Origin of the sequence: Pseudomonas sp. RW3S2 (genome assembly GCF_014268955.1) — a bacterium.
GTDB lineage: Bacteria > Pseudomonadota > Gammaproteobacteria > Pseudomonadales > Pseudomonadaceae > Aquipseudomonas > Aquipseudomonas wayambapalatensis.
Map to the genome: position 1 here is coordinate 440,983 of NZ_JABWRM010000001.1, position 23,060 is coordinate 464,042.

Genomic DNA, 23,060 nt, shown 5'->3' on the forward strand with positions numbered 1-23,060 from the left:
GGCAAGCCCGCTCCCACAGGGGATCGCGGTGTGGCAGGGGATCCTGTCAGCGATCCGGCAAGGTGATGTTCAGTTCCAGAATCGAGCAGCTGCCCTGGTTTTCCAGCTCGATATGCACGTCATCGTTGCCGATGTTCACATACTTGCGGATCACTTCGAGCAGTTCTTTCTGCAGCGCCGGCAGGTAGTCCGGTTCGCTGCGCTGGCCGCGCTCATGCGCCACGATGATCTGTAGACGCTCTTTCGCTACCGACGCACTGGTCTGTTTCTGTCTGCCACGAAAGAAGTCAAAAAGGTTCATGGTTTATTTGCCTCCAAACAGGCGCGCGAAGAATCCTTGCTTCGGCACTTCGATGAAGCGCAGAGGCTTCTCTTTACCCAGCAGGCGGTCGACGGTATCGCTGTAGGCCTGGCCGGCGTCGCTCTGGTCGTCGAGGATGACCGGGATACCCTGGTTGGATGCCTTGAGGACCGCTTGCGACTCGGGAATGACGCCCTTGAGCTTGATCGCGAGGATCTCTTCGACGTCGGCGATGCTGAGCATTTCGCCCTTTTCCACGCGCTCGGGGTGGTAGCGGGTGATCAGCAGGTGTTCCTTGATCGGCTCTTCGCCGTTTTCGGAGCGGCGCGACTTGCTCGACAGAATGCCCAGCATGCGGTCGGAGTCACGAACCGAGGAGACTTCCGGGTTGGTCACGACGATGGCTTCGTCGGCGAAGTACATCGCCAGGTGCGCGCCTTTCTCGATACCGGCCGGGGAGTCGCAGATGACGTAGTCGAACTGCTCCTTGAGCTCCATCAGGACCTTTTCGACGCCTTCCTGGGTCAGGGCGTCCTTGTCGCGGGTCTGGCTGGCGGCCAGCACGAACAGGTTCTCAAGGCGCTTGTCCTTGATCAGGGCCTGCTGCAGGTTGGCTTCGCCGTTGACCACGTTGACGAAGTCGTACACCACGCGGCGTTCGCAGCCCATGATCAGGTCGAGGTTACGCAGGCCGACGTCGAAGTCGACGATCACAGTCTTGTGCCCGCGCAATGCGAGGCCGGTACCGATGGCGGCGCTGGTGGTGGTCTTGCCCACACCCCCCTTGCCGGAAGTAACCACGAGAATCTTGGCCAAGGTGTTTCACCCCTAAATAAACGGGACCCGAAGTCCCAGCAAATGCAAAAAAGGCAACGGTGGAAAAGTTGCTCTTAAAATGGCGGCAGTATCCGTTAAAGACGGGTGATGTTCAACACGTCGCCGACCAGGCTCACCTGCACGCCCGAACCCCACAGCGGGTCGCGGCGCAGGTCTTCGCAGACCTTGTACTGACCGGCGATGGAGACCATCTCGGCAGTCATCTGCTGACAGAAGATCCTGGCCCGGGTGTTGCCCTTGATACCGGCCAGTGCGCGGCCACGCATGGCGCCGTACACATGGATATTGCCATCGGCGAGAAGTTCCGCACCCGGGCTCACCGAGGCGGTCACCACCAGATCGCCGCCCTGAGCATAGATCTGCTGGCCGCCACGTACAGGACTGGTGATGATGCGGGTCGGGCGAACCTCGGGTTCGGCGGCCACAGCGGGTGCCGGAGCGGGCTCGACTTTCTTCACTTCCGGCTCAGGTTCCAGCGGGCGCTCGCGGGCGCCGGAGGGCGGCAGGACCGGCAGGTCGATGGCGATCGCTGCGGCGATGTCCTCGATCCGGCTGGCGCGGATCGCCAGGGTGCGCAGGCCATGGTGACGGCAGATGCGCATCAGCCCTGGCAGGTCGATGGCGCCTTCGTCGGGCGGCAGCTTGTCCAGGGCCAGCACCAGCGGTGTGTTGCTGAAGAAATTGGGGGCCTGCGCCACTTTCGCCGCCAGTTGGCGGTCGAGGGCTTCGAGGTCGTTGCGCGCCAGCTCCAGCACAGTGATGGCGAGCATGCTGCCCTTGAGCTGGAACACGGTGGCGGAGTCGGGTGTCTGGTTGAGGCTCATGGTCTGCATAGACGACTTGTTGCGAAAAAAGTGCCCTGACTTATAACGATAAGACCGATTGGCCGCAACCTGCGGCCAAAGGTTGTAGAATGCCAGGCCTTTGTCTTACCGGAAGCTTCAATGGATCGTCCGCGTTTTCGTCCCTACTTCCTCCATCCGCGTTTCTGGGGCCTGTGGCTCGGCCTGGGCCTGCTGTGGCTGGTCGTGCAGTTGCCTTACCGAGCCTTGCTGCGGCTCGGCAGCGCCCTGGGCGCCGTGATGTATCGCCTGGCCGGCGAGCGTCGGCGTATTGCCGCGCGCAATCTGGAGCTGTGTTTCCCGGCACTGTCCGGCGACGAACGGCAGCGCCTGCTGAAGGAAAACTTCGCCTCCACCGGCATCGCCTTCTTTGAAATGGCCATGAGCTGGTGGTGGCCCAAAGCCAGGCTTGCCCGCCTGGCGCACATCGAAGGTCTGGAGCACCTGCAGGCAGCCCAGCGTGACGGCCAGGGCGCCATCCTCATGGCGGTGCATTTCACCACGCTGGAGATCGGCGCTGCCCTGCTTGGGCAGGAGCACACCATCGATGGCATGTACCGCGAGCACGGCAACCCGGTGTTCGACTTCATCCAGCGGCGCGGTCGCGAGCGGCACAATCTCGACTCCCTGGCGGTGGAACGCGAGGACGTGCGAGGCATGCTCAAGCTGCTGCGCGGCGGGCGGGCGATCTGGTACGCCCCGGACCAGGACTACGGCACCAAGCAGAGCCTGTTCGTGCCGCTGTTCGGCATTCCCGCCGCGACGGTGACTGCGACCACCAAGTTCGCCCGGCTGGGCAAGGCGAGGGTGATTCCGTTCACCCAGAAACGCCTGGAAGATGGCAGCGGCTATCGTCTGGTGGTGCATGCGCCACTCGAGGACTTCCCGGGGGAGAGCGAGGAGGCCGACTGTCTGCGCATCAACCAGTGGGTCGAGAGTGTGCTGCGCGAGTGCCCCGAGCAGTACCTGTGGGCGCACCGGCGCTTCAAGTCTCGGCCCGAAGGGGCGCCGCGGCTGTACGACAAGAAGAAGCGCTGATCCGGGGTAATGGCTGCAGGCCCTTTCGCGCCCCGACTTGCCCGCGAAGGGGCCGATCCTGACAAAACCGACAAACCAGGAAGGAACCGATGGCCCCACCCCCGACCACTGGCCTGATCCTCTCCGGCGGCGGCGCCCGCGCTGCCTACCAGGTCGGCGTGCTCGCCGGCATCGCCGAGCTGCTGCCAGCTGGCGCGCCCAACCCCTTCCCGGTCATCGTCGGCACCTCCGCCGGGGCCATCAACGCCGTGACCCTGGCCAGCGGTGCCACCCGCTTTGGCGATTCGGTGCAGCGCCTGACCCGCTTCTGGCAGAACTTTCGCAGCCACCTTGTGCTGCGCAGCGACTGGCCCGGGGTCGTGCGTCAGGCCAGCCGTTTCGTCAGCCATAGCCTGCTGGGTCTGGGTCGGCAGATGCCGGTGGCGCTGCTCGACAGCAGCCCGTTGCGAGCGCTGCTCAAGGCGCATCTGGACCTGGACGGCATCCACCATGCCCTGGCCAGCGAGCAACTGCGCGCGGTGGCCGTAACCGCCTTTGGCTACGAGTCCGGCCAGGCGGTGACCTTCTATCAAGGCGGCGAAGCGATCGAGCCCTGGCTGCGGCACCGGCGTATCGGTGTGCCCACCGCGCTGAGCGTCGAGCACCTGCTGGCCAGCTCGGCCATCCCGTTGCTGTTCGCCCCGGTGCGCCTGGGTGACGAGTACTTCGGTGACGGCGCGGTGCGTCAGTCTGCGCCGATCAGCCCGGCGTTGCACCTGGGTGCCAGCCGCGTACTTGTGGTGGGGGTCAGCGGTAACCCGCAGCGCCCCGCGCCGCCGATGCACAGTGCGCGGGTGTTCAGCGGGCAGCAGCCGAGCCTGGCGCAGATCGGTGGGCACATGCTCAACAGTACCTTCATCGACAGCCTCGAGGACGATATCGAGTTGTTGCAGCGCCTGAATCACCTGAGCCACCTGATGCCTGCACATCTGGACGCCCGCCGTCTGGGCCTGGCGCCGATCGAAGTCCTGGTGGTGGCGCCCAGCCAGCCGCTGGACGAGATCGCGGCACGTCATCGGCGCGAGTTGCCAGCGGCGTTGCGCCTGTTCCTGCGCGGGCCCGGAGCGACCAGGACCAGCGGGGCCGGTGTACTCAGCTACCTGTTGTTCGAGGCGAGCTACTGCAGTGAGCTGATCGAACTGGGGCGCAGCGATGCCCTGGCCAAGCGCCGGGAATTGCAGCAGTTTCTAGGGCTGGTGGGCTGAGGCCGCAGGGCGGCCCCGCCGCACTCACTCTGAAATCTGCAACTTGCGCGCCTGGGTATAGACGTAGCGCACCTTCTCGTACTCGAACGGCGAGTTGGTCTGGCCATAGCGGAAATTGGTGGTGTAGCGCCGGTCGATCGCGCGCAGCAGGAAGATTTCCGGGTGGTCGGTACTGACCTCGGCGACGTTGAGGAAATTCGCCTCGCGCTCGCCCACGTAGTCCACAACCAGGCCCGTGGTGTCGCGCAGGTTCGAGGGTCCGAGGATCGGCAGCATGATGTACGGGCCTTCCGGAACGCCATAGAAGCCCAGGGTCTGGCCGAAATCCTCGCTCTGGCGTGGCAGCCCCATCTTGGTCGCCGGATCCCACAACCCACCCACGCCGATGAGGGTGTTGAACATCAGGCGCGCAGTGATCTCCGCCGAGCGTTTGACCTTGAGCTGCAACACACTGTTGAACAGGTTGGGCACATCCCCCAGGTTGTTGAAGAAGTTGCTCACCCCGGTGCGCACGAAGTGCGGGGTGATGTAGCGGTAGCCATCGACCGCCGGCAGGAACACCCATTGGTCGAAGCGATAGTTGAAGTGGTAGATGCGCCGGTTCATCGATTCCAGCGGGTCGTAGACGTTCAACGCGGCCAGCGTGGAGCGTTCGAACTCGCGCTGGTCGAGGCCTGGGTTGAATTTCAGCTCGCGCAGCGGGTCGAGGAAACCGTCCGACTCCACGCTCGGCGTGTCGACCACATCGGCTTCGATCACGCTGGTACGCGGTGCGGTTTCTGCTGCCAGGGCACTGGTGCTGACGAGCAGGGCGAGGGCAAGTACGAGTCTGTCAGCCACGGAAGAACTCCAGCATGGCGTCGGCATTGACGCGGTAGTTGAGGTTGCCGCAATGGCCGCCGTGTGGATAAAGGGTCAGCCGGTCGCCAAACACCTTGCGCAGGAAACCGATGTCGCCGGGGCCGAGGATCACGTCGTCGGCGTTGTGCATCACGGCGATCTTCGGGCTGTCGCGCAGGTAGTCGGCCAAGGCGTACAGGCTGACCTGGTCGATCAGTTGCAGCAGGCTGTTGCCATCGGTGCGCGCACGCCACATGGGGATCACCTGCTCGGTCAGGTAGCAGTCGAAGTCGCATTGCAGGGCACGTTTGAAGAACGGTGTGAGGCTGCTGCCTTCGGTGATCGGGAACTTCGGCGGGATGATCAGGCCGCGGCGGTTGATCAGGTCGGAGGTGAAGGCGATGTCGGCTGCCGAGAAGCGGAACGAGGTGCCGATCAGCATGGCCATCTGTTCGTTGGACAGGTGCTGGCGTGATTTCTGGAAGTCGTAGAGCAGGGCGTCATTGAGGTCGATGTAGCCCTTGTCCTGGAAGTAGCGAGTGAGTTTTTCCAGCATCAGTTCGTAGAACGTGGTGCTGCGGTCGATGCCCTTGACCTGGGTCTGCACCAGTTTGTCGAGGTTGTTGATCGAGGTGTACAGGTTCACCGGCGGGTTGAGCAGCAGCACGCGCTTGAAGTTGAAGCTGCGCCGGGTTTCGTCCAGGTGGCTGACGAACGCGGCATCCAGGGCGCCGAGGCTGTAGCCGGTGAGGTAGAACTCGCTGACCGGCAGGCGCGGGTGCTGGGCGCGTACGGCTTGCATGACCCGATACAGGTCTTCGGCATCCTCGCGGCTTACGCCCGGTGTGGCGAAGCGTGAGGCGGCGCTCATGAAGTCCCAGCTGGTGGGAGAAGACAGCTGCACCACGTGGTAGCCCGCCTGGTAGAACAGTTTTTTCAGGTATTCGGCGATGGTGCTGCTGTAGGGCGCGCCGGTGCCTGCGATGATGAACACCAGGGGCGCTTCGTGGTCCTGGCGTGCCAGGCGGTAGCGGAGTTTTTTCACCGGCCAGAAGTTGTCCGGCAGGGTGAATTCGCGCTCCGGGCGCAGGTTCAAGCTGTAGTCGGACTGGTTGATATCGTCGTCGCTGGGCAGCGTCGGGCGCTGGTCGGGCGGCGTAGTGGCAATGGTCGCCTCGAACGGATTGGTCAAGGGATAGCCGTAGGTGGCGGGGTCTATGTCCCGCGCGGAAGCGGCCGCAGCCAGAAACAGGCCGCACAGCAGGCCGACGAGGCGCAACGGTCGAAGCATGGAGAGTCCCCCGGGAGAACGGCAAGGCAATGTGGAGCTAGGACCATCGCGCCCAAGGCAAAGTTGCCTTGTGCGCTGTCCTTTATTGTTGCGGATGTTGCCGCGAAGTTGGCCGCTGCGGCAATGACCGCTTTCTCGACATTAGCCGAACCGAGCCATTTTGCCTTGCGCGGCAAGCCTGGGGGATTATCCTGAGCGCCGGTTACATTTTCTGGAGCTGTACATGATTCGTTCGTGGCCTGTCGTTGCCTTGCTGCTGTTTTTGCCGTTGTGGCTGGCGGCCAGTTATGGCGTGCGTTTCGGCCTGATGGAAGACGGGCAGTGGGTAGGCCTGTGCGCGGTGCCTGGCGAGCACTGGCAGTGCCAGGCGCGGTCGCTGCTGGGGTTGTGGATTCACTTCCAGGTGATCGGCTGGGTGGCGTTGGGGCTGGCCTTGCTGTGCCAGGTGCTGCCGGGACGGCTTGGTTGGTGGGGGGCGGTGCTGGCGCTGGTGGCTGGGGTGCCGGCGCTGGTGTTGTACACGGCCAGTCTGGCGGTGTTTGCGGTGGTTCTGGCGGGGTTGAGGTTGGTCAGGGTTTCCAGCTAGCAGGTTTTTGCGGGTGTTCTTTTCGCAGGCAAGCCCGCGGAAAGAACACCGCCGTCTCAAGCCCTGCGCAAACTGCGCCAAAGGGCAGCGACCATCAGCACACTGACCGCCAACCAGGCCCAGGCCTGATGGTTGTGCAGCCCTTCCTGATACAACTGCGGCGCAATCCCCGCGCCGATGATGAACGCCAGCAGCGCCACCTCAGCCCTGCGCGCCGCAACCGGCCGCAGCAGGTACACCAGGGCCGGCAGCAGCAGCGCTGCACTGGGGAAGCTGCGATAGCGCGGGTCGAAGACCATTGCCAGCATGCTCACCGCCGCTGCGAACCCCGCTGCCAGCAGCCACCAGCCTGCTCGAGCCTCGAGCCAGACGAACAACCGCTCGCGCCAGCCTTCGCGTCGGGCCAGGGCCAGCGCGGCATGGGCCAGTACCAGCAGGTTCAGGCCTGCCAGCCCTGCCGCCCACAGCCACTCGGCGGCAAAGCGTGCATTGGTGCGCATCAGCTCGCCCCACAGCCCCAGGCTGCCCGCGCCGACTGCCGCCAGCAGCGGCAGCAGCAATGCCGCACGGGCATGCGCCGGGCGCCCGGCCAGCCCCAGGGTCGCCAACACCAGCAAGGTGCTGACCAGCCACCACTGTGGCCACAGTGGCAGGTTGCTGACGGGCCCTTCGAGCACGCCTTTGTCCTGCCGATCAGCGTCGTACAGCCCCCAGTAACCGCCCACGGCGCCTTCGCTGGCGCGTTTCCAGGGCTGGTCGAACGCTTCGATCAGGTTGTAGCGCCAGCCGTTGGCCTCGGCCATCGCGACGAAGCCACGAATGAAGCGCGCCTCGTTGACCCGGCTTGGTTCTGCGGTCTCGCGTTGCCGGCCTTCGCTGGGCCAGCCGGTCTCGCCGATCATGACGTCCTTGGGCGCAAAGCGATTGCCGAACACCTGGCGCACCTCGGCGACATGCGCGAGGGCCTCCTCGATCCCGCGTGGATCGTCCTCCCAGTAGGGCAGCAGGTGGATGGTCAGGAAGTCCACCGCCGGCGCCACTTCCGGGTGCTGGAGCCAGAACTCCCAGACATCGGCGTAAGTGACCGGGACCGTCACCTGGCGTTTCACCCGGGTGATCAGTTCGGCCAGGCGTTGGCCTGTGACTTCCTTGCGCAGCAGCGCTTCGTTGCCGACGATCACTGCGCTGACCACGTCCGGGTTGGCGTTGGCCGCATCGATCAGCAGCGCGACCTCCTTGTCGGTATCCACCGGGTTGGCGTTGACCCAGGCACCGAGCATCACCTTCAGGCCGTGCTTGCGCGCCAGCGCCGGAATCGCCTCCAGCCCGGTCATCGAATAGGTGCGGATGCACTGGAAACGCTCGGCCAGCAATGCCAGGTCGGCGTCCATGCGCGCAGGGCGCAGGCGAAACGGCTGGTCGAAGGGTGATTGGTCCTTGTCGAAGGGGGTGTAGGAAGCGCACTGCAACTTGTGCGTCGGGCTGGCCGCATCGGGCAGGTGCACCGGCTTGCCCAGTCCATACCAGAGTGCACCGAGACCGAGCACGGCGAACAGGCAGGTGATCAGGTAGAGGAGGGTGGTGCGGGGCGTGCTTGGCATCGAGCGGTCCATCGTCTGGCGCGGGTCATCGGTTCAGAGTCGCTGATAGTAGCCCGGCGCCAACAGTTTGGCATGCAAGGATCGCGCAGAACCCTGCGCGTGGATGACGCTAATGGCCAAGTGCTGTCGCTTATCGTTGGGTAAAGGTCGCTGACGGAGCAGGTCGCACTGTGTTGCAGGTTGATGATGCAATCTCCAAGACCTGACGAGGGGATGCTTTGATGGCGACTACTACAAGAATGCGACGTTTCCTGGGCGTGACTGGCGCCCTGGTCTTGACCATGGGTGCTGCACAGGCCATGGCCAAGGAAGTAAGCATCGGTTACGTGGACGGTTGGGCCGATAGTGTCGCGACCACCAACGTGGCTGCCGAAGTGATCAAGCAGAAACTTGGCTACGACGTGAAGCTGCAGGCGGTGGCCACCGGTATCATGTGGCAGGGGGTGGCGACCGGCAAGCTCGACGCCATGCTCTCGGCCTGGCTGCCGGTGACCCACGGCGAGTACTGGAGCAAGAACAAGGATAACGTGGTCGACTTCGGCCCGAACTTCAAGGATGCCAAGATCGGCCTGATCGTGCCTGAGTACGTCAAGGCCAACAGCATTGCCGATCTCAAGACCGATAGCAGCTTCAAGCAGAAGATCGTGGGTATCGACGCAGGCTCCGGGGTGATGCTCAAGACCGAGCAGGCGATCAAGGACTATGACCTCACCGGCTACAAGCTGACGGCAAGTTCGGGCGCAGCGATGACGGCGGAACTTGGCCGCTCCTATGCCAAGCAGCAGTCGATCGCGGTGACCGGCTGGGTGCCGCACTGGATGTTCGCCAAATGGAAGCTCAAGTTCCTCGAAGATCCGAAAGGCGTCTATGGCGCGGCGGAAACCGTCAACAGTATTGGCAGCAAGGAGTTGGCGAGCAAGGCGCCGGAAGTGGCCGAGTTCCTCAAGAAGTTCCAGTGGCAGTCCAAGGACGAGATTGGCGAGGTGATGCTGGCCATTCAGGAGGGCGCCAAGCCTGAAGCGGCGGCCAAGGACTGGGTGGCCAAGCATCCGGAGCGGGTCAAGGAGTGGACGGGTAAATAACCGATAGGGTCTTTATGAAAAGCCTTGAGACGAAGGTCAGGCAAGGCGAAAACAGCCGAGGAAGCGGAGTTTACGGGTTGTAAATGAGCATTCCGAGGCTGTTTTCAACGCAGCATCACCGAGTATCAAGGTTTTTCATACAGAGCCTAGGGCCAGTGGGTACTTTTCGCGGGTAAACCCGCTCCCACAAAGTGCGCATTGGCCCTGACTTTGTTACCCAAACGGTAAAAGACTGTTGCATCTAAGACTAAGGTCGTCTGGTTGGCGTCCACCGGCAGCATAAAGTTAAGGCGGGTTCTCCCCTTACTGTGTTGCTGCTAGGACAAAAACAATGAACGACAGCATCTACCGATCGATACAAGAAAGTCCGCGCTTCAAGGAGCTGGTCACCAAACGTGAACGTTTCGCCTGGCTCCTTTCGGCGATCATGCTCGGCCTCTACTGCGGCTTCATCCTGCTCATCGCCTATGGCCCGCAGATTCTCGGCGCCAAGCTCAGCCCCGGCTCGTCCATCACCTGGGGCATTCCCCTGGGGGTAGGCCTGATCCTCTCGGCCTTCGTCCTCACCGCCATCTACGTGCGTCGTGCCAACGGTGAATTCGATGAGCTGAACAAGGCGATCCTGAAGGAGGCGCAGCAATGATTCGACACGCCAAAACCCTGGCCGTACTGGCCTGCGGTGCCTTTGCACCCGCCGTGTGGGCTGCCGATGCAATCAGCGGCGCGGTGCAGAAACAGCCGTTGAACATGTCGGCGATCATCATGTTCCTGGCCTTTGTCTGCTTCACCCTGGGGATCACCTACTGGGCCTCCAAGCGCAACAAGTCGGCGTCGGATTACTACGCGGCGGGCGGGCGCATCACCGGTTTCCAGAACGGCCTGGCAATTGCCGGTGACTACATGTCGGCGGCCTCTTTCCTGGGGATTTCCGCCCTGGTGTTCACCTCCGGCTACGATGGCCTGATCTACTCGATCGGTTTCCTTGTCGGCTGGCCGATCATCCTGTTCCTGATCGCCGAGCGCCTGCGCAACCTGGGCAAGTACACCTTCGCCGACGTCGCCTCCTATCGCCTCGGTCAGAAAGAGATCCGCACCCTGTCGGCCTCGGGCTCGCTGGTGGTGGTGGCCTTCTACCTGATCGCGCAGATGGTCGGTGCCGGCAAGTTGATCGAGCTGCTGTTCGGCCTGGACTATCACGTCGCGGTGATCCTGGTCGGCATCCTGATGTGCCTGTACGTGCTGTTCGGTGGCATGCTGGCCACGACCTGGGTGCAGATCATCAAGGCCGTGCTGCTGCTCTCCGGTGCCAGCTTCATGGCGCTGATGGTGATGAAGCACGTGGGCTTCGACTTCAACACCCTGTTCTCCGAGGCCATCAAGGTACATGCCAAGGGCGAAGCGATCATGAGCCCGGGCGGCCTGGTCAAGGACCCGATCTCGGCCTTCTCGCTGGGCCTGGCGCTGATGTTCGGCACCGCGGGCCTGCCGCACATCCTGATGCGCTTCTTCACCGTCAGCGACGCCAAGGAAGCGCGCAAGAGCGTGCTGTATGCCACCGGTTTCATCGGTTACTTCTACATCCTGACCTTCATCATCGGCTTCGGCGCCATCCTGCTGGTCAGCACCAACCCCGACTTCAAGGACGCCGCTGGCGCCCTGCTGGGCGGTAACAACATGGCGGCGGTGCACCTGGCCGATGCCGTGGGTGGCAGTATCTTCCTCGGCTTCATCTCGGCGGTGGCCTTCGCCACCATCCTCGCCGTGGTGGCCGGCCTCACCCTGGCAGGCGCTTCGGCGGTTTCCCACGACCTGTACGCCAGCGTCTGGCGCAAGGGCAAGGCCAACGACAAGGACGAGATCCGCGTGTCGAAGATCACCACCGTCGCCCTGGGCGTCCTGGCGATCGGCCTGGGTATCTTGTTCGAGAAGCAGAACATCGCCTTCATGGTCGGCCTGGCCTTCTCCATCGCCGCAAGCTGCAACTTCCCGGTACTGCTGCTCTCGATGTACTGGAAGAAGCTGACCACCCGCGGCGCCATGATCGGCGGCTGGATGGGCCTGATCAGCGCGGTTGGCCTGATGATCCTCGGCCCGACCATCTGGGTGCAGATCCTCGGTCACGAAAAAGCCATCTATCCGTACGAGTACCCGGCGCTGTTCTCCATGATCATCGCCTTCGCGGGTATCTGGTTCTTCTCGGTCACCGACAAGTCCAAGGCTGCCGATGACGAACGTGCACTGTTCTACCCGCAGTTCGTTCGCTCGCAGACCGGCCTGGGTGCCAGTGGTGCGGTTTCCCACTGATCGTTGATGCCGAGTACGACGCCCCGCCTGCCGGGGCGTCGTCGTTTCTGGCTGATGGCATTTTCCTATCCCTGGGAAATTTCCCAAGCTCGCTGGGAAGGGTCTGAGTTAATGCGTCGATTACTCCGCGAATAATGGGCCAGGTGACGCAGTCAAGCGTTATTCCGCCTCATTACTTCAAGGAGATTTCCTCATGAAACGTCTGTTCATGACCCTGCCCCTCGCGCTGTTCACCGCCGCATCGGCATATGCCGTCGACCCTATCGAAAAGCAGGTCCAGGTCACCGCGCAGGTGCCTACCGATGCCTTCTTCGTCGAGCCGGTGGGCGGCAACTGGATGAACGACCCGCAGGAACTGGCCTGGAACTCGTTCCGCAGCGAACTGCAGCCGATCCGCAAGCAGTTGCAGGTCAAGAGCACCGTCGGCCCGATCACCGCCTACCTGGTGTCGCCGGCGGCGGTCAGCGACGGGGTGAACAGCATCGGCCTGGATGTGTCGGTGGCCGGCACCACGCTCAGCACCACCTCCACCGAAGTCATCAGCGCGGCCCAGGCGGCGCCGGGTGCGGTGGTCGGTTTCGAGATCGCGGCTCAAGCCGCGCCAGCCGGCGGCTATGTGCCCGGCAGCTACCAGGGGCTGGTGAGCATGATGTTCGAAACCGCCATCCCCTGATTCGCCCACTCCCTGCTTCCCATTGCCCGTTGCCGCCTCTGTCTGCTGCTTGTCAGGGCCGGGCGGGCATTGCCTGCCATGATGCCTATGTCAATCTTTCAGCCTATCCCTGTCGCGCTCCGCCATTGCCTGCTCGTGGGCGCCTGCATCGCCTTGATGCCCCGGGTCGGCCTTGCTGCCACTGCGACCCTGGGGCGGGTCGAGGGTTTGCCCCGCGAGTTCGAGGGGCATTTCTTCGATGTGCCGCTGGCGGTGCGGGTGGACCTGGACGGCCGCTACCTGGGTGACGCCCTGGTGGTACTGGGGCGTGACGAGCAGGTGCAACTGCTCGAGTTCACCGAGACCGACGAGAGCCGCGAGCCCGAAAGCCTGCGCCAACGCTGGCAGGAGCGTCTGGCACGACCGCGACCGCTGGGCGATTGTCTGCAGGATTGTCCCGACGGGCTTCAGGCCGTGCACTACAGCCTGGTCAACTCGCAGTTGTCTTTGCTCACCCTGCAGGCCGAAAGCGCCGGGCAGGCACCTCGCTTTCATCGACCGCCAGAGCAGGGAAGTAAAGGCCTGCTGCTGCGCAATCAGCTCAATCTGGTCGGTGATGGACGCGGCGGCACGGGGCGCTTTGCATTACAAGGCCAGGGCAGCATCGGCCACTGGACCGCCCTGGCCGACGGACAACTCGACCGTGGCAGCGAGGCCGACGCCTCGACCCGCTATCACGTCGAGCAGCTGTATGCCGAACGCCTGGTCGAAGATCACTTCTACCGGCTCGGCTACTTCACCCCCAGCGCCCAGGGCCTGACGCGCCAGCCAAGGCTGAACGGGGCCAGCGCCGACACCACGCTGGGGGTGATGTTCGGCAGCAGCGATGGGTTGATCCTGGACACCGGCATGCCCAGCGCCACCCCGATCTACGTCACCCCTGACCGGCCGGCGATCGTCGAGATCTACCGCAACGGTGTGCTGATCAACAGCCAGCCTGTGCAGCCTGGCTTGCAGACCCTGGACACTCGTGTGCTGCCCGGTGGCATCTACGAGGTCGAGGTGCGTCTGGTCGAGGATGGCCAGGTCACCTCGCGCGACCAGGCATTCATCTACAAACCCAGCAACTGGAGCAGCCGCGGCGGACGTTGGCGCTACAACGTCTACCTGGGACGACAGAGCAGCGTGCTGAGCAACTGGTCACGCGAGCATGACGACAGCCTCAGTGGCGGCGTCCTGGCCAACTACCTCTTGCATCCACGCGCAGTGGTGGGGGTTTCCGTGCAGCAGATCGATGAGCAGCAGCAGTTCGGCACCTCGCTGGACTGGGATGTGCACGAGCGCTTCAAGCTGTATGGCAACCTCTATCAGGCCCGGGGCTATGGCAACGGCTACGACCTGCAGGCCGTCGGCAACTTCGAGCGCACCTCCCTGGTGGCCAGCCACAGCCGCTCCTGGCTCGCCCCCGAGACGACCACCCAGCGCCCTCATGCGGCGCAGTCGACCCGGCAGACCTCGGTGTCGCTGAGCCAGCGCCTGGACCCGCGCCACACTGCCAACCTGCGGCTGTCGCACAGCCGCGGAGGCAGCGAGGGCGTGGGCTTGGACCTGGGGTGGTCGTACTACGGGCGGCTGTTCGGTTCCGATGCCAACTGGCGGCTGTCGGTGTTCGACCGTCCCGGTACGCTGGCCACCGGCGAGTCACGCAGCCGCGGGGTCAACCTGGCCTTGAGCATGAGCCTGGGAGGCGGCAAGGGGCGGCGTTTGTCGGCGACCGTCGGCACCCGCACGTCTCGCGACGGCGGGCGCGACGTCAACACCTTGCTGGCCTACCAGCAAGACCTCGAGCTCGGGCCGCTGCGCAGTGTCGGTGCAACGATGAGTGCCGACCGCTATGGCGTGGGGCTCGGCGGCGATACCCAGTTCGAAAGTGAGGTGATGCATGGCGATGCCTACGTGCAGCAATCCTCCTACAACGGCGAGTTCAGTGGTGGGGTGAACCTGGAGAGCCTGCTCGCGCTTGGGGGCGGCAAAGTCGCCCTGAGCGGCCAGTACCTGCCGCATCAGGCGGGCCTGATCGTCGACGTCGACAGTGACTTGCCCGACCTGAAACTGCACGCCGACGACCCCAATGGCACCACGTCACTCCTGCGCCCCGGGCGTAACGTGATACCGGTCGCGGCCTACAAGCCTGGCAGCGTGCAGTTCGATTTCGACGGTGTCGACGCGACGGCGGCGCTGATCCAGCCCGCCAGCCTGGATTACCACCTCAACCGAGGGGGTATCGCTTATCGCCAGTTGCGGGTGATGCGCACGGTCATGGTGCTGGGGCGGTTGTTCGACGACAAGGGCCAGCCTTTGCGTGGCGCGCAGGTGATCAATGACGCCAGCCGCAGTGTCACCGAAGTCGATGGTTTCTTCGCTGTGGAAATGAGCGAGTCGACACCGACCCTCGAAGTGCGTCTCAAGGGGGCCGCGGTCTGTCTGCTGGCGCTGGACACCTCGCGGCTGGTACGTGAAGGCGACGTATTGCTGGCTGGCGACCAGCAGTGCCGGCGTGGCGAGCTGGCAGGCGAGAGCAGGGCGGGCATGGATACAGGCAGTTGAAGGGAAGAGCAGTTTTTCCTGCTTTTTGTAGGAGGTTTCTCATCACGTTTTGGGAAGTGTCGTTCGCATCGCTGCATGGCCACGTGATCGACGCCCCCCTAATATCCTATTGAATATATGGAGATTTATCGCATGGGTATCCGTAGCCTGATGGCCCTGCTGCTGGCGCTGCCGCTGTCACTTCACGCGGCCCCCGAACTGAATATCGGTGGCCTCTACGACTACCTCGAAGGTGATCGCAGCACCCTGCTGAAACGGGTGCGCAATGGTGGCGATACCACCGCCTTCGTCAAGATCAGCGTTGTGGAGCTGGTGTACGACGCCGACGGTCAAGCCCGTGAAGTCGCGACCGATGGATTGGCGCTCGAGCAGCGAGGGCTGGTGGTCAGCCCCGCGCGGCTGATCGTGCCGGCTGGTGGAATGCAGGCTGTGCGCCTGCTCTATCGCGGCCCGCGAGACCAGGAGCGCTATTACCGCCTGCGCTTTTTACCGGTGCTGCCTGAGCGCGGCGATGACTTTGCCGTCGATGAACAACAGGCGCGCAGCTACCGTGAGCACTTGCAGGCCGGGGTCAACCTGCTGGCCGGTTACGGCTCGCTGCTGTTCGTACGTCCGCAGCAGCCACGCTTCGATACCCGGATCCGCCGCCAGGGTGGTCAACTGGAGGTGACCAACGCCGGCAACGCCAGTGTGGTCCTGGACCGTTTCCGTCAATGCCACGCGTCGGCGCAGACCTGTGACGCGGCCACCAAGCATCACTTGTTGCCGGGGCGCAGCCGACAATTCAATGGCCATGTGGAAAAGGAACATCGCTTCGACCTGCATGAAGGGGCCGAACGCCGCGATGTCGTGGTGGAAGGATGAGCCGCCTTGCAGGACGCGGTCGCCTTGCGCATGTCGGTGGCACCTGGCTATGGCTCATGCTGCTCGTCGCACCGGTGGCCCCTGCCCTGGAGGTGACCTTGACTGCAAAATACCAGGGCGGTGGGTCGGGACGGTTCGAGAATACTACGCCGCCTGGAGGGCTCTGCCAGAGCTGGGGTTCGACTTGCCGTAACCAGATGACCGTCACCCTGCCTATCACCTATACCAAGACCACGATCCGGACAGCTTCGGATGTGCGCGATACCTTTTTCGTCAAGGTTCCTGCTCGACGGGAGATCGAGGTGCGCTCGGACGACGGGCTCGAATCCCGGCGCATGGTGTTCGAATGGACCGCGCTCAGCCAGCGCGTGCTCGGCGCGAATCTCAATCGACATACGCTTTATCAGGCCACGCCGGAAGGCGGCTGCAGCAGTATCGGCAGCGTATCGCAGTTCCGTCCGGCCCTCGTCTCCTACCTCTGGCGCATCGGCGATCCGATCTCGCCGGGTGCCTGCACTGCAGATGGTGGTTACGCTGCTGCGGGCTTCAGCCAGAACCTCGACGTACAGGAAACCAGCGTCGCCTTCCAACTCGACCTGCCACCGCCTTACCGCCTGCGTTCTGGCACCTATCGAGGCTCCACCACCTACCGCATCGGCCCGGGCATGGACTTCGACTTCGGAAATGGGGTATCGGCGCTCAGCGGCGATACCCTGACCGTCAATTTCGAACTGGATGTGCAGCATGCCTTCGTGTTCGAGTTTCCCCCAGGCTCCGACCGTGCCGTGCTCGAGCCCCGGGGCGGCTGGCAGGCATGGCTGGGCGGTGGTCGGGTTCCACAGCGGCTTTATCGCGACCTGCCTTTTCGGGTGTGGTCGACCGGCCCGTTCAAGGTCTACAAGCTGTGCCAGTACGACAGTGGTACGCAGTGCGCGATCCGAGATGCCGCCAGCCATCAGGCCGACCTGGGAGTGGCACTCAGCCTGCCTGGCCGGATCCAGCATGGGGGCGGCGCGGTGCAGCGACTGCCGCTACCCACGGGGCGCGCCATGGCAGTGCAGTTCGAATCGGTACAGCCGGTGGCGAACCGCCCCGGGCAGTTGCACTTCGCCATCGAATCCGATCAGGTACGCGGCATGCTGGCCAATGCCGGAAGCACCTACACTGGCCTGGTTACCGTCGTTTTCGATGCCGAGTTGTAGTCCATGGACATGACGAGCGAGGAACGAGCATGAGCAGGGTACTGGTGGTCGACGACCACCCTTTCATCCGCTCGACCGTGTGCATGCTGTTGCGCCAGGAACGGCTGGAGGTCGTCGGGCAGGCGGACAATGGTATCGATGCACTGCGGTTGATGCGTCAGGAACCGGTGGACCTGGTGATCCTGGACATCACCATGCCGGGCCTGGATGGCCTGGAGGTGATCGCCCGGATGCGCAGCCTGGAGCACCCGGCCAAGTCGCTGATCCTCACCTCTCAACTGGCCGAGGCCTATTCGCTGCGTTGCATGCAGGCCGGCGCTGCGGGCTACGTGTCCAAGACCGATGATCTTGGCGAACTGAACAAGGCGGTGCGCGCGGTGCTTTCCGGTTACACCTACTTTCCGCAGGTGACGCTCAGCTCGGTGCACCGGCAGGATCTCAAGGCCAGCGAGGCACAGTGCATCGCCAGCCTCACCGACCGTGAACTGATGGTTCTGCAGCAGTTGGCCAGGGGCTTGAGCAACAAGGCAATTGGCGATGCGATGTTGCTGAGCAACAAGACCATCAGCACCTACAAGAGCCGTCTGCTGGAAAAGCTGCGGGTCCGTTCGCTCATCGATCTCGCGGATTTCGCCCGCCGCAACCTGCTGATCTAGAGCTGTCCAGTGCTCGGGCGAGCCCTGTCGCTGGCGCTGCTGTTGTGCCTGATCGCCCCGCCGGTGGCGGCTGCCACCCAGTTGCATTCGTGGGTTGTCCTGGAGGGGCCGACCATCGAGCCGACGCAAGACGCCCTGCGCTGGTTGTGGGAGCGAGGTCGGTTGCGCCTGGGTATCGTCGAACGACACGATCCCCCTTTCGACCTGCTGGGCACTGGCCAGACCTATGAGGGTATCACTGCCGACTACGCCAGCCTGGTGGCGGCGCGTTTGCGCCTGCCGGTCGAGGTGCAGGTGTTTGCCTCGCAGGATGAAGCCTTTGCAGCGTTGCGTGATGCACGCGTCGACCTGGTCGGCTCGGTGACTGCGCGCCAGGCCCAGGATGCGGGGCTGCGCTTGTCGCACCCCTATGCCGAGGATCGGCCCATGCTGATGGCGGCTCGGCCGACCAGCGTACCTGGTCCAGGGCATGAGCCCGGTATGCGCCTGGCCATGGTTGAAGGTTATCGCCCACTGGAGCAGGTTCTGGCGGTCTACCCGCTGGCGCAGGTCCAGTGGCATGCCTCGCCGTTCAGTGCCATGGCCGCGCTGGTACTGGGCCAGGCCGATGTGTACATCGGGGATGGCCTCAAAGGGCGCTACCTGCTGGGGCGCAGTCAGCTGTTCGGGGTCGAGGCGGTCGGTCACGCAGACCTGGATTCACAAGCGATCGGTTTTGCCATGCTCGACTCGACCGGACCGCTGGCGGCCCTGGTCGATGACGCCCTCGCCAGCCTTGGCGAGCCCCAGCATGAGCAGATCCGCCGACGCTGGAGCCCTTTGGTAATGGCGGCCTACGATCCTGAGGCCTTGCAGTTGAGCACTTCCGAGCAGCGCTGGATCGCTGACAATCCTGTGGTCAAGGTGGTGCTGGACGAACAGTTGCTACCCCTGAGCTATCGCGATGCCAAGACGGGGCTGCAGGGGCTTAGCCTGGACATCCTGCAATGGGTCAGCCAGCGCACCGGGTTGCGTTTCGAGGTGCAGGGCACAGGCACTATCGAGCAGATGATCGAGTGGGTACGTCAAGGGCGTGCGCAGGTAATTGCCGGTTTGCCCTACAGCCCGCAACGGGCCCGCGAGCTGAGCTTCAGTCGGGCTTACCTGAGTGCGTCAAGGGTGCTGGTGACACGTGAAGACGCCCCCGGCCCCGCGAGCCTGGCCGGGCTGGAGGGGCACCGACTTGGCGTGATCCTGGGCAGTGCCGTGCCGGACCTCCTGGCCCAGCGCTACCCGCGTATCCGCTTGCAAGCCTATGACGGGGCGCTGGAGGCCCTGCACGCGGTCGCCCGTGGTCAGGTGAGCGCGGCGGTACTGACCTACGACGATGCGCGTCCGATGATCGCCCGTTGGTATCCGGGGCGCTTGAAGATCGCGGCCAGCGTATCCTTGCCGCCTGCTCACTTTGCGCTGGCCACGGCGCGCGGCGAGCAGGAGTTGCAGAGCATCCTGAACAAGGCTCTGCTCAGCCTCTCCCCACAGGAAACCGATGCCCTGGTGCGCCGCTGGCGCAACCCGCTGATCGTGGGGGACGGGGTCTGGTCACGCTATCGTGGCAAGATCCTGGGAGGCTTCGCGGCGGCCTTGGGCCTGCTGTTGCTGGCGCTGGTATGGATCCGTTACCTGCGCCGTCTGCAGCGAGAGGCGGCACGGGCGCGCCGCGAGGCTGAGGCGGCGAACCAGGCCAAGACGGATTTTCTCACCACCATGAGCCATGAAATCCGCACCCCGCTGCACGCCGTGCTGGGCATGCTTGAACTGGCCCAGCGCAAGGCGGGCCAAGGTGTCCTCGACCGCATGGCCATCGAGGTGGCCACCGATGCCGCACGCGGCCTGCTTGAGCTGGTCGGTGACATTCTCGATGTCAGCCGGATCGAAGCCGGACGTTTGCAACTGGCGCCGCAGCGGGTCGTGCTGGGTGAGCAGGTGGCCAGCGTGGTTCAGTTGTTCGAAGAGCAGGCGCGGGCCAAGGGGCTGGTGTTGGAGCTGGACATGCGCGTTGCACAGGCGTGCGAGGTCATGCTCGACCCTCTGCGCTTCAAGCAGATCCTCGCCAACGTCCTGAGCAATGCGATCAAGTTCACTGGGGAGGGCCATGTCCGGGTTGATTTGCAGGCGCGTGCGCAGGGGGCCAGGCTGACGGTCGAGCTGGTCGTGGAGGATACCGGGATCGGCATTGCCGCCGATGAATTGGCAGTTCTTGGCCAGCTCTTTCGCCAGGCCAGCAACCAGCGGCAATCGCCACGGCAGAGCGCCGGGCTGGGTCTGGCCATCAGTCGCAGCCTGTGCCAGATGATGGGGGGGCACCTGAGGCTGGACAGTGTGCTGGGGCAGGGAACACGCGTGTGCATCCACCTTGAGCTGCCCTTGCTGACCGCGCAGGAAGCCCGTGAGGGGCCGACCGCGCCCACAGCCATGGCGCACTTCGCCAGATTGCGGGTGCTGGTGGTCGATGACTATCCGGCCAACCGTCTGCTGCTGGCGCAGCAGCTCGATTACCTCGGCCATCAGGCCCGCGTCGCCGAAGATGGCACGCAGGCCTTGCGCTTGTGGCTCAAGGAGCATTTCGATGTGGTGATCAGCGATTGCAGCATGCCACGCCTCGGTGGGCAGGCGCTGGCGCGGGCAATCCGCGAACATGAGCGGCGCAGCGAGCGTCCGCGCTGTCGGGTCATCGGGCTCACGGCCAGCGCCCTGGCCGATGAGCGAAACCGCTGCCGGGCGGCGGGCATGGACGCTTGCCTGTTCAAACCGCTGGGGCTGCAAGACCTGGAGCGGGTGCTGACGGCCTGTCGTCCACCCTCGCGAGCGACCGCATGCGGGCAACCGATCCTGGACATGGCCCATTTGACGCGTCTGGTGGGCAAGGATCAGGCTGCGCTCAATGCCTTGCTGGCCGATTTGCGCAGTAGCAATCGCAGCGACCTCGAGCGTCTGCAGGCGTTCAGGCACCAGCCGCGGGCGCTTGCGCAACTGGCCCATCGGGTCAAGGGCGCTGCGCGCATCGTGCGCGCCCGCACCTTGGTGACGTTGTGCGAACGCCTCGAACGGACCTGCGCCGAGCCGTCCCCTGCACCGGTGAAATTGGGCGCAGATGTGCGCGCCTTGCGCACAGCGATGCAGCAACTGGATCGCCAGCTCGAGCGCCACGCCGCCGCTGGCGGCATGGCGGTGGCGTCATATCATCCCGAGCAGCAACAGCACCAGCAGCACCACCAGTACAGCGCCGACGATGCCGGACGGGCCATAGCCCCAACTGCGCGAATGGGGGAAGACCGGTAAGCCACCGATCAGCAGCAGGATCAGAATGATGATGAGGATCGTGGTCATGGGCGAAGTCCTTGCGTGATTGAGGGGCAAGGGCCTGGAACTGCTGGCCTCTTGTAGATTCGGACTGGTGCCGCTTGGGAAAGATTCCATTGGTGTGCGGCTTCTTCGCAGGATCGATACTGACCAATGGGTCATGCCCATCCATTCACTATCCTGATGGACCCTGCCTGGCTGGCCGACGTTGATTAGACTCGGTTGCAATTCAGTCGTCACAAGGCCCGTCACCATGCAAAACCGCATCATGATCACAGGCGCAGGTTCCGGCCTGGGACGCGAGATCGCCCTGCGCTGGGCTCGAGAGGGTTGGCGCCTGGCGCTGGCCGATGTCAGCGATGCAGGCCTGCGCGAAACCCTGGAGCTGGTACGTGCCGCAGGCGGCAGTGGTTTCGTGCAGCGTTGCGACGTGCGTGACTACAGCCAGCTCACCGCCCTGGCCCAAGCTTGCGAGGAGCAATTCGGCGGCATCGATGTGATCGTCAATAACGCAGGCGTCGCCTCGGGCGGGTTTTTCGCCGAGCTGTCGCTCGAGGATTGGGACTGGCAGATCGCAGTCAACCTGATGGGCGTGGTCAAGGGCTGCAAGGCGTTTCTGCCACTGCTCGAGCGCAGCAAGGGGCGCATCATCAACATCGCCTCGATGGCGGCGTTGATGCAAGGGCCGGGGATGAGCAACTACAACGTCGCCAAGGCCGGAGTGCTGGCGCTGTCGGAAAGCCTGCTGGTGGAGTTGCGCCAGCTAGAGGTGGGGGTGCATGTGGTGTGCCCGTCGTTCTTCCAGACCAATCTGCTCGACTCCTTCCGCGGGCCGAATCCTGCGATGAAGGCGCAGGTCGGCAAGCTGCTGGAGGGCTCGCCGATCACCGCTGCCGACATCGCCGACTACATCCATGCCCAGGTCGATGCCGGTGAGTTCCTGATCCTGCCGCACGAGGCCGGGCGCGACGCCTGGCGCCTGAAGTGCGAAGCCCCGCAGGTGTTGTATGACGAAATGGCCGCCATGGCGGTGAAGATGCGAGCCAAGGCGCGCTCGGGTCACTAGGTTTTTGTGGTGTCGGTCTGTAGGCGTTTTTACCTTGCTAGGTAGGTCCGGTCTTTTTCATGGGTGAATGATTGAATAGGCCGGAACCCCAGCGCAGGCTCGGGTTTTCCCTCGATCTGGAGGATCGGAGCATGCTGGTAATCGGACGCGAAATCGGCGAGGTCATCACCATCGGCGAGAACATCCGCATCAAGGTGATGGCCGTAGAAGGCGGGGTAGTGCGCTTCGGGATCAGTGCACCGCGTGAGGTGGTGGTGCACCGCTCGGAGATTCACAAGCGTATCAAGGAGCAGGAGCTGGAGCGCAGCACTTCGGCTTAGGGGCTGTCTGAAATGTGTCTGCGCGAAGGCCAGACAAGGCGAAACGGGGGGAGGAACGCCCGGGGTCGCGCACGACTGTACTGGAGTACATGAGCGTTCCGAGCCCCGTTTCAACGCAGTATGGGCGAGTGCAGATACATTTCAGGCAGACCCTAGTCCAGAAGCTCCCGTGGCACATCATGCTTGGCCAGTAACTGGCACTGCTGGCTTTCCAGATCGAAGAGAATGAACGCCTGGCCCTTGGCCAAGGCCTGGCGCACGCGCAGCACGCGGGTTTCCAGTGGGGTGTCGTCGCCGTTGTCGGTGCCGTCGCGGGTGACGAAGTCTTCGATCAGGCGGGTGAGGGTGTCGGCTTCGAGTTGGTCGTAGGGGATCAGCATGATGG

Annotated in this window: 21 protein-coding genes and 1 pseudogene; 14 read left to right on the forward strand and 8 right to left on the reverse strand. The window is 63.8% G+C overall.

Annotation, left to right across the window (positions count from 1 at the left end):
* Positions 1-46: 46 nt before the first annotated feature.
* The 3 genes from minE to minC all read right to left on the reverse strand — a co-directional run bounded on the left by minE (position 47) and on the right by minC (position 1,971).
* The gene (gene minE / locus HU748_RS02080) at positions 47-301 is read right to left on the reverse strand and encodes a cell division topological specificity factor MinE (RefSeq protein WP_003252572.1); all 255 of its coding nucleotides are present in this window, start codon (positions 299-301) and stop codon (positions 47-49) included.
* A gap of 3 nt (positions 302-304) precedes the next feature.
* Positions 305-1,117: a septum site-determining protein MinD gene (gene minD / locus HU748_RS02085; RefSeq protein ID WP_054893840.1), complete on the reverse strand. Its 813-nt coding sequence runs from the start codon at positions 1,115-1,117 to the stop codon at positions 305-307.
* A gap of 95 nt (positions 1,118-1,212) precedes the next feature.
* The gene (minC, locus tag HU748_RS02090; RefSeq protein WP_186667044.1) at positions 1,213-1,971 is read right to left on the reverse strand and encodes a septum site-determining protein MinC; all 759 of its coding nucleotides are present in this window, start codon (positions 1,969-1,971) and stop codon (positions 1,213-1,215) included.
* Positions 1,972-2,082: 111 nt separating this feature from the next.
* Between minC and HU748_RS02095 the strand changes: the two genes are divergently transcribed.
* Both HU748_RS02095 and HU748_RS02100 read left to right on the forward strand, forming a co-directional pair.
* Positions 2,083-3,018, forward strand: a complete 936-nt coding sequence (locus tag HU748_RS02095) for a lipid A biosynthesis lauroyl acyltransferase (RefSeq protein WP_186667042.1) — start codon at positions 2,083-2,085, stop codon at positions 3,016-3,018.
* An 89-nt stretch (positions 3,019-3,107) separates the two neighbouring features.
* Complete coding sequence (locus HU748_RS02100; protein WP_186710173.1) at positions 3,108-4,262, forward strand: patatin-like phospholipase family protein; 1,155 nt, start codon at positions 3,108-3,110, stop codon at positions 4,260-4,262.
* 24 nt (positions 4,263-4,286) lie between these two features.
* Here the strand turns inward: HU748_RS02100 and HU748_RS02105 are convergent, their stop codons facing one another.
* Positions 4,287-5,102 carry a VacJ family lipoprotein gene (locus HU748_RS02105; protein ID WP_346655298.1) on the reverse strand — a complete coding sequence of 272 codons (816 nt, stop codon included), beginning with the start codon at positions 5,100-5,102 and terminating at the stop codon, positions 4,287-4,289.
* Entirely contained in the window at positions 5,095-6,393 is a 1,299-nt protein-coding gene (locus HU748_RS02110; protein WP_186710170.1) for a serine/threonine protein kinase, read from the reverse strand. Before HU748_RS02110 ends, HU748_RS02105 begins: the two co-directional genes overlap by 8 nt.
* A gap of 223 nt (positions 6,394-6,616) precedes the next feature.
* On the opposite strand from HU748_RS02110, the gene HU748_RS02115 reads away from it, so the two are divergent.
* Positions 6,617-6,979 (forward strand): hypothetical protein, encoded by a 363-nt coding sequence (locus tag HU748_RS02115; protein WP_186710168.1) that lies wholly within the window; start codon positions 6,617-6,619, stop codon positions 6,977-6,979.
* 56 nt (positions 6,980-7,035) lie between these two features.
* Here the strand turns inward: HU748_RS02115 and HU748_RS02120 are convergent, their stop codons facing one another.
* Positions 7,036-8,592 (reverse strand): beta (1-6) glucans synthase, encoded by a 1,557-nt coding sequence (locus HU748_RS02120; RefSeq protein WP_186719023.1) that lies wholly within the window; start codon positions 8,590-8,592, stop codon positions 7,036-7,038.
* A gap of 209 nt (positions 8,593-8,801) precedes the next feature.
* Here HU748_RS02120 and HU748_RS02125 point away from each other — a divergent pair, with 209 nt between their 5' ends.
* From HU748_RS02125 to HU748_RS02165, 9 genes and pseudogenes are all read left to right on the forward strand, one after another.
* Positions 8,802-9,662 (forward strand): glycine betaine ABC transporter substrate-binding protein, encoded by an 861-nt coding sequence (locus HU748_RS02125; RefSeq protein WP_186667030.1) that lies wholly within the window; start codon positions 8,802-8,804, stop codon positions 9,660-9,662.
* Positions 9,663-9,993: 331 nt separating this feature from the next.
* Positions 9,994-10,305: a DUF485 domain-containing protein gene (locus HU748_RS02130; RefSeq protein ID WP_186667029.1), complete on the forward strand. Its 312-nt coding sequence runs from the start codon at positions 9,994-9,996 to the stop codon at positions 10,303-10,305.
* Positions 10,302-11,966 carry a cation acetate symporter gene (locus tag HU748_RS02135; RefSeq protein WP_054893849.1) on the forward strand — a complete coding sequence of 555 codons (1,665 nt, stop codon included), beginning with the start codon at positions 10,302-10,304 and terminating at the stop codon, positions 11,964-11,966. The genes HU748_RS02130 and HU748_RS02135 overlap by 4 nt, the downstream gene beginning before the upstream one ends.
* 193 nt (positions 11,967-12,159) lie before the next feature.
* Complete coding sequence (locus HU748_RS02140) at positions 12,160-12,639, forward strand: CS1 type fimbrial major subunit (RefSeq protein WP_186667025.1); 480 nt, start codon at positions 12,160-12,162, stop codon at positions 12,637-12,639.
* 156 nt (positions 12,640-12,795) lie between these two features.
* Positions 12,796-15,225, forward strand: coding sequence for a TcfC E-set like domain-containing protein (locus HU748_RS02145; protein ID WP_238343263.1), 2,430 nt, complete (start codon positions 12,796-12,798; stop codon positions 15,223-15,225).
* Between the two features lie 132 nt (positions 15,226-15,357).
* Complete coding sequence (locus HU748_RS02150; protein WP_186710164.1) at positions 15,358-16,089, forward strand: molecular chaperone; 732 nt, start codon at positions 15,358-15,360, stop codon at positions 16,087-16,089.
* On the forward strand, positions 16,086-17,291 hold the full coding sequence (locus HU748_RS02155; protein WP_186719025.1) for a hypothetical protein: 1,206 nt from the start codon (positions 16,086-16,088) through the stop codon (positions 17,289-17,291). The genes HU748_RS02150 and HU748_RS02155 overlap by 4 nt, the downstream gene beginning before the upstream one ends.
* 29 nt (positions 17,292-17,320) lie before the next feature.
* Entirely contained in the window at positions 17,321-17,947 is a 627-nt protein-coding gene (locus tag HU748_RS02160; protein ID WP_186667018.1) for a response regulator transcription factor, read from the forward strand.
* A gap of 63 nt (positions 17,948-18,010) precedes the next feature.
* Positions 18,011-21,061, forward strand: a pseudogene (locus HU748_RS02165) (transporter substrate-binding domain-containing protein); the annotation flags it as partial.
* A 102-nt stretch (positions 21,062-21,163) separates the two neighbouring features.
* On the opposite strand, the gene HU748_RS26325 reads toward HU748_RS02165, so the two are convergent.
* A complete protein-coding gene (locus HU748_RS26325; RefSeq protein ID WP_065862157.1) occupies positions 21,164-21,316 on the reverse strand; it encodes a DUF3309 family protein in 153 nt (50 codons plus the stop codon).
* Between the two features lie 226 nt (positions 21,317-21,542).
* Between HU748_RS26325 and HU748_RS02170 the strand changes: the two genes are divergently transcribed.
* The gene (locus HU748_RS02170; RefSeq protein ID WP_186667015.1) at positions 21,543-22,355 is read left to right on the forward strand and encodes an SDR family oxidoreductase; all 813 of its coding nucleotides are present in this window, start codon (positions 21,543-21,545) and stop codon (positions 22,353-22,355) included.
* Between the two features lie 131 nt (positions 22,356-22,486).
* Entirely contained in the window at positions 22,487-22,675 is a 189-nt protein-coding gene (gene csrA, locus HU748_RS02175) for a carbon storage regulator CsrA (protein ID WP_186710158.1), read from the forward strand.
* Positions 22,676-22,827: 152 nt separating this feature from the next.
* On the opposite strand, the gene HU748_RS02180 is transcribed toward csrA, so the two are convergent.
* Positions 22,828-23,055, reverse strand: a complete 228-nt coding sequence (locus HU748_RS02180; RefSeq protein ID WP_054893888.1) for a YheU family protein — start codon at positions 23,053-23,055, stop codon at positions 22,828-22,830.
* Positions 23,056-23,060: the final 5 nt, after the last annotated feature.

Bases quoted from the DNA above. Each gene is read 5' to 3' on its own strand.
- HU748_RS02180 (WP_054893888.1), bottom strand. From the start codon at position 23,055: ATGCTGATCCCCTACGACCAACTCGAAGCCGACACCCTCACCCGCCTG.
- HU748_RS02120 (WP_186719023.1), bottom strand. From the start codon at position 8,592: ATGGACCGCTCGATGCCAAGCACGCCCCGCACCACCCTCCTCTACCTG.
- HU748_RS02125 (WP_186667030.1), top strand. From the start codon at position 8,802: ATGGCGACTACTACAAGAATGCGACGTTTCCTGGGCGTGACTGGCGCC.
- HU748_RS26325 (WP_065862157.1), bottom strand. From the start codon at position 21,316: ATGACCACGATCCTCATCATCATTCTGATCCTGCTGCTGATCGGTGGC.
- HU748_RS02145 (WP_238343263.1), top strand. From the start codon at position 12,796: ATGCCCCGGGTCGGCCTTGCTGCCACTGCGACCCTGGGGCGGGTCGAG.
- HU748_RS02110 (WP_186710170.1), bottom strand. From the start codon at position 6,393: ATGCTTCGACCGTTGCGCCTCGTCGGCCTGCTGTGCGGCCTGTTTCTG.
- HU748_RS02130 (WP_186667029.1), top strand. From the start codon at position 9,994: ATGAACGACAGCATCTACCGATCGATACAAGAAAGTCCGCGCTTCAAG.
- csrA (WP_186710158.1), top strand. From the start codon at position 22,487: ATGCTGGTAATCGGACGCGAAATCGGCGAGGTCATCACCATCGGCGAG.
- minE (WP_003252572.1), bottom strand. From the start codon at position 301: ATGAACCTTTTTGACTTCTTTCGTGGCAGACAGAAACAGACCAGTGCG.
- HU748_RS02155 (WP_186719025.1), top strand. From the start codon at position 16,086: ATGAGCCGCCTTGCAGGACGCGGTCGCCTTGCGCATGTCGGTGGCACC.
- minC (WP_186667044.1), bottom strand. From the start codon at position 1,971: ATGCAGACCATGAGCCTCAACCAGACACCCGACTCCGCCACCGTGTTC.
- HU748_RS02140 (WP_186667025.1), top strand. From the start codon at position 12,160: ATGAAACGTCTGTTCATGACCCTGCCCCTCGCGCTGTTCACCGCCGCA.
- HU748_RS02170 (WP_186667015.1), top strand. From the start codon at position 21,543: ATGCAAAACCGCATCATGATCACAGGCGCAGGTTCCGGCCTGGGACGC.
- HU748_RS02115 (WP_186710168.1), top strand. From the start codon at position 6,617: ATGATTCGTTCGTGGCCTGTCGTTGCCTTGCTGCTGTTTTTGCCGTTG.
- HU748_RS02150 (WP_186710164.1), top strand. From the start codon at position 15,358: ATGGGTATCCGTAGCCTGATGGCCCTGCTGCTGGCGCTGCCGCTGTCA.
- HU748_RS02100 (WP_186710173.1), top strand. From the start codon at position 3,108: ATGGCCCCACCCCCGACCACTGGCCTGATCCTCTCCGGCGGCGGCGCC.
- HU748_RS02135 (WP_054893849.1), top strand. From the start codon at position 10,302: ATGATTCGACACGCCAAAACCCTGGCCGTACTGGCCTGCGGTGCCTTT.
- HU748_RS02160 (WP_186667018.1), top strand. From the start codon at position 17,321: ATGAGCAGGGTACTGGTGGTCGACGACCACCCTTTCATCCGCTCGACC.
- HU748_RS02095 (WP_186667042.1), top strand. From the start codon at position 2,083: ATGGATCGTCCGCGTTTTCGTCCCTACTTCCTCCATCCGCGTTTCTGG.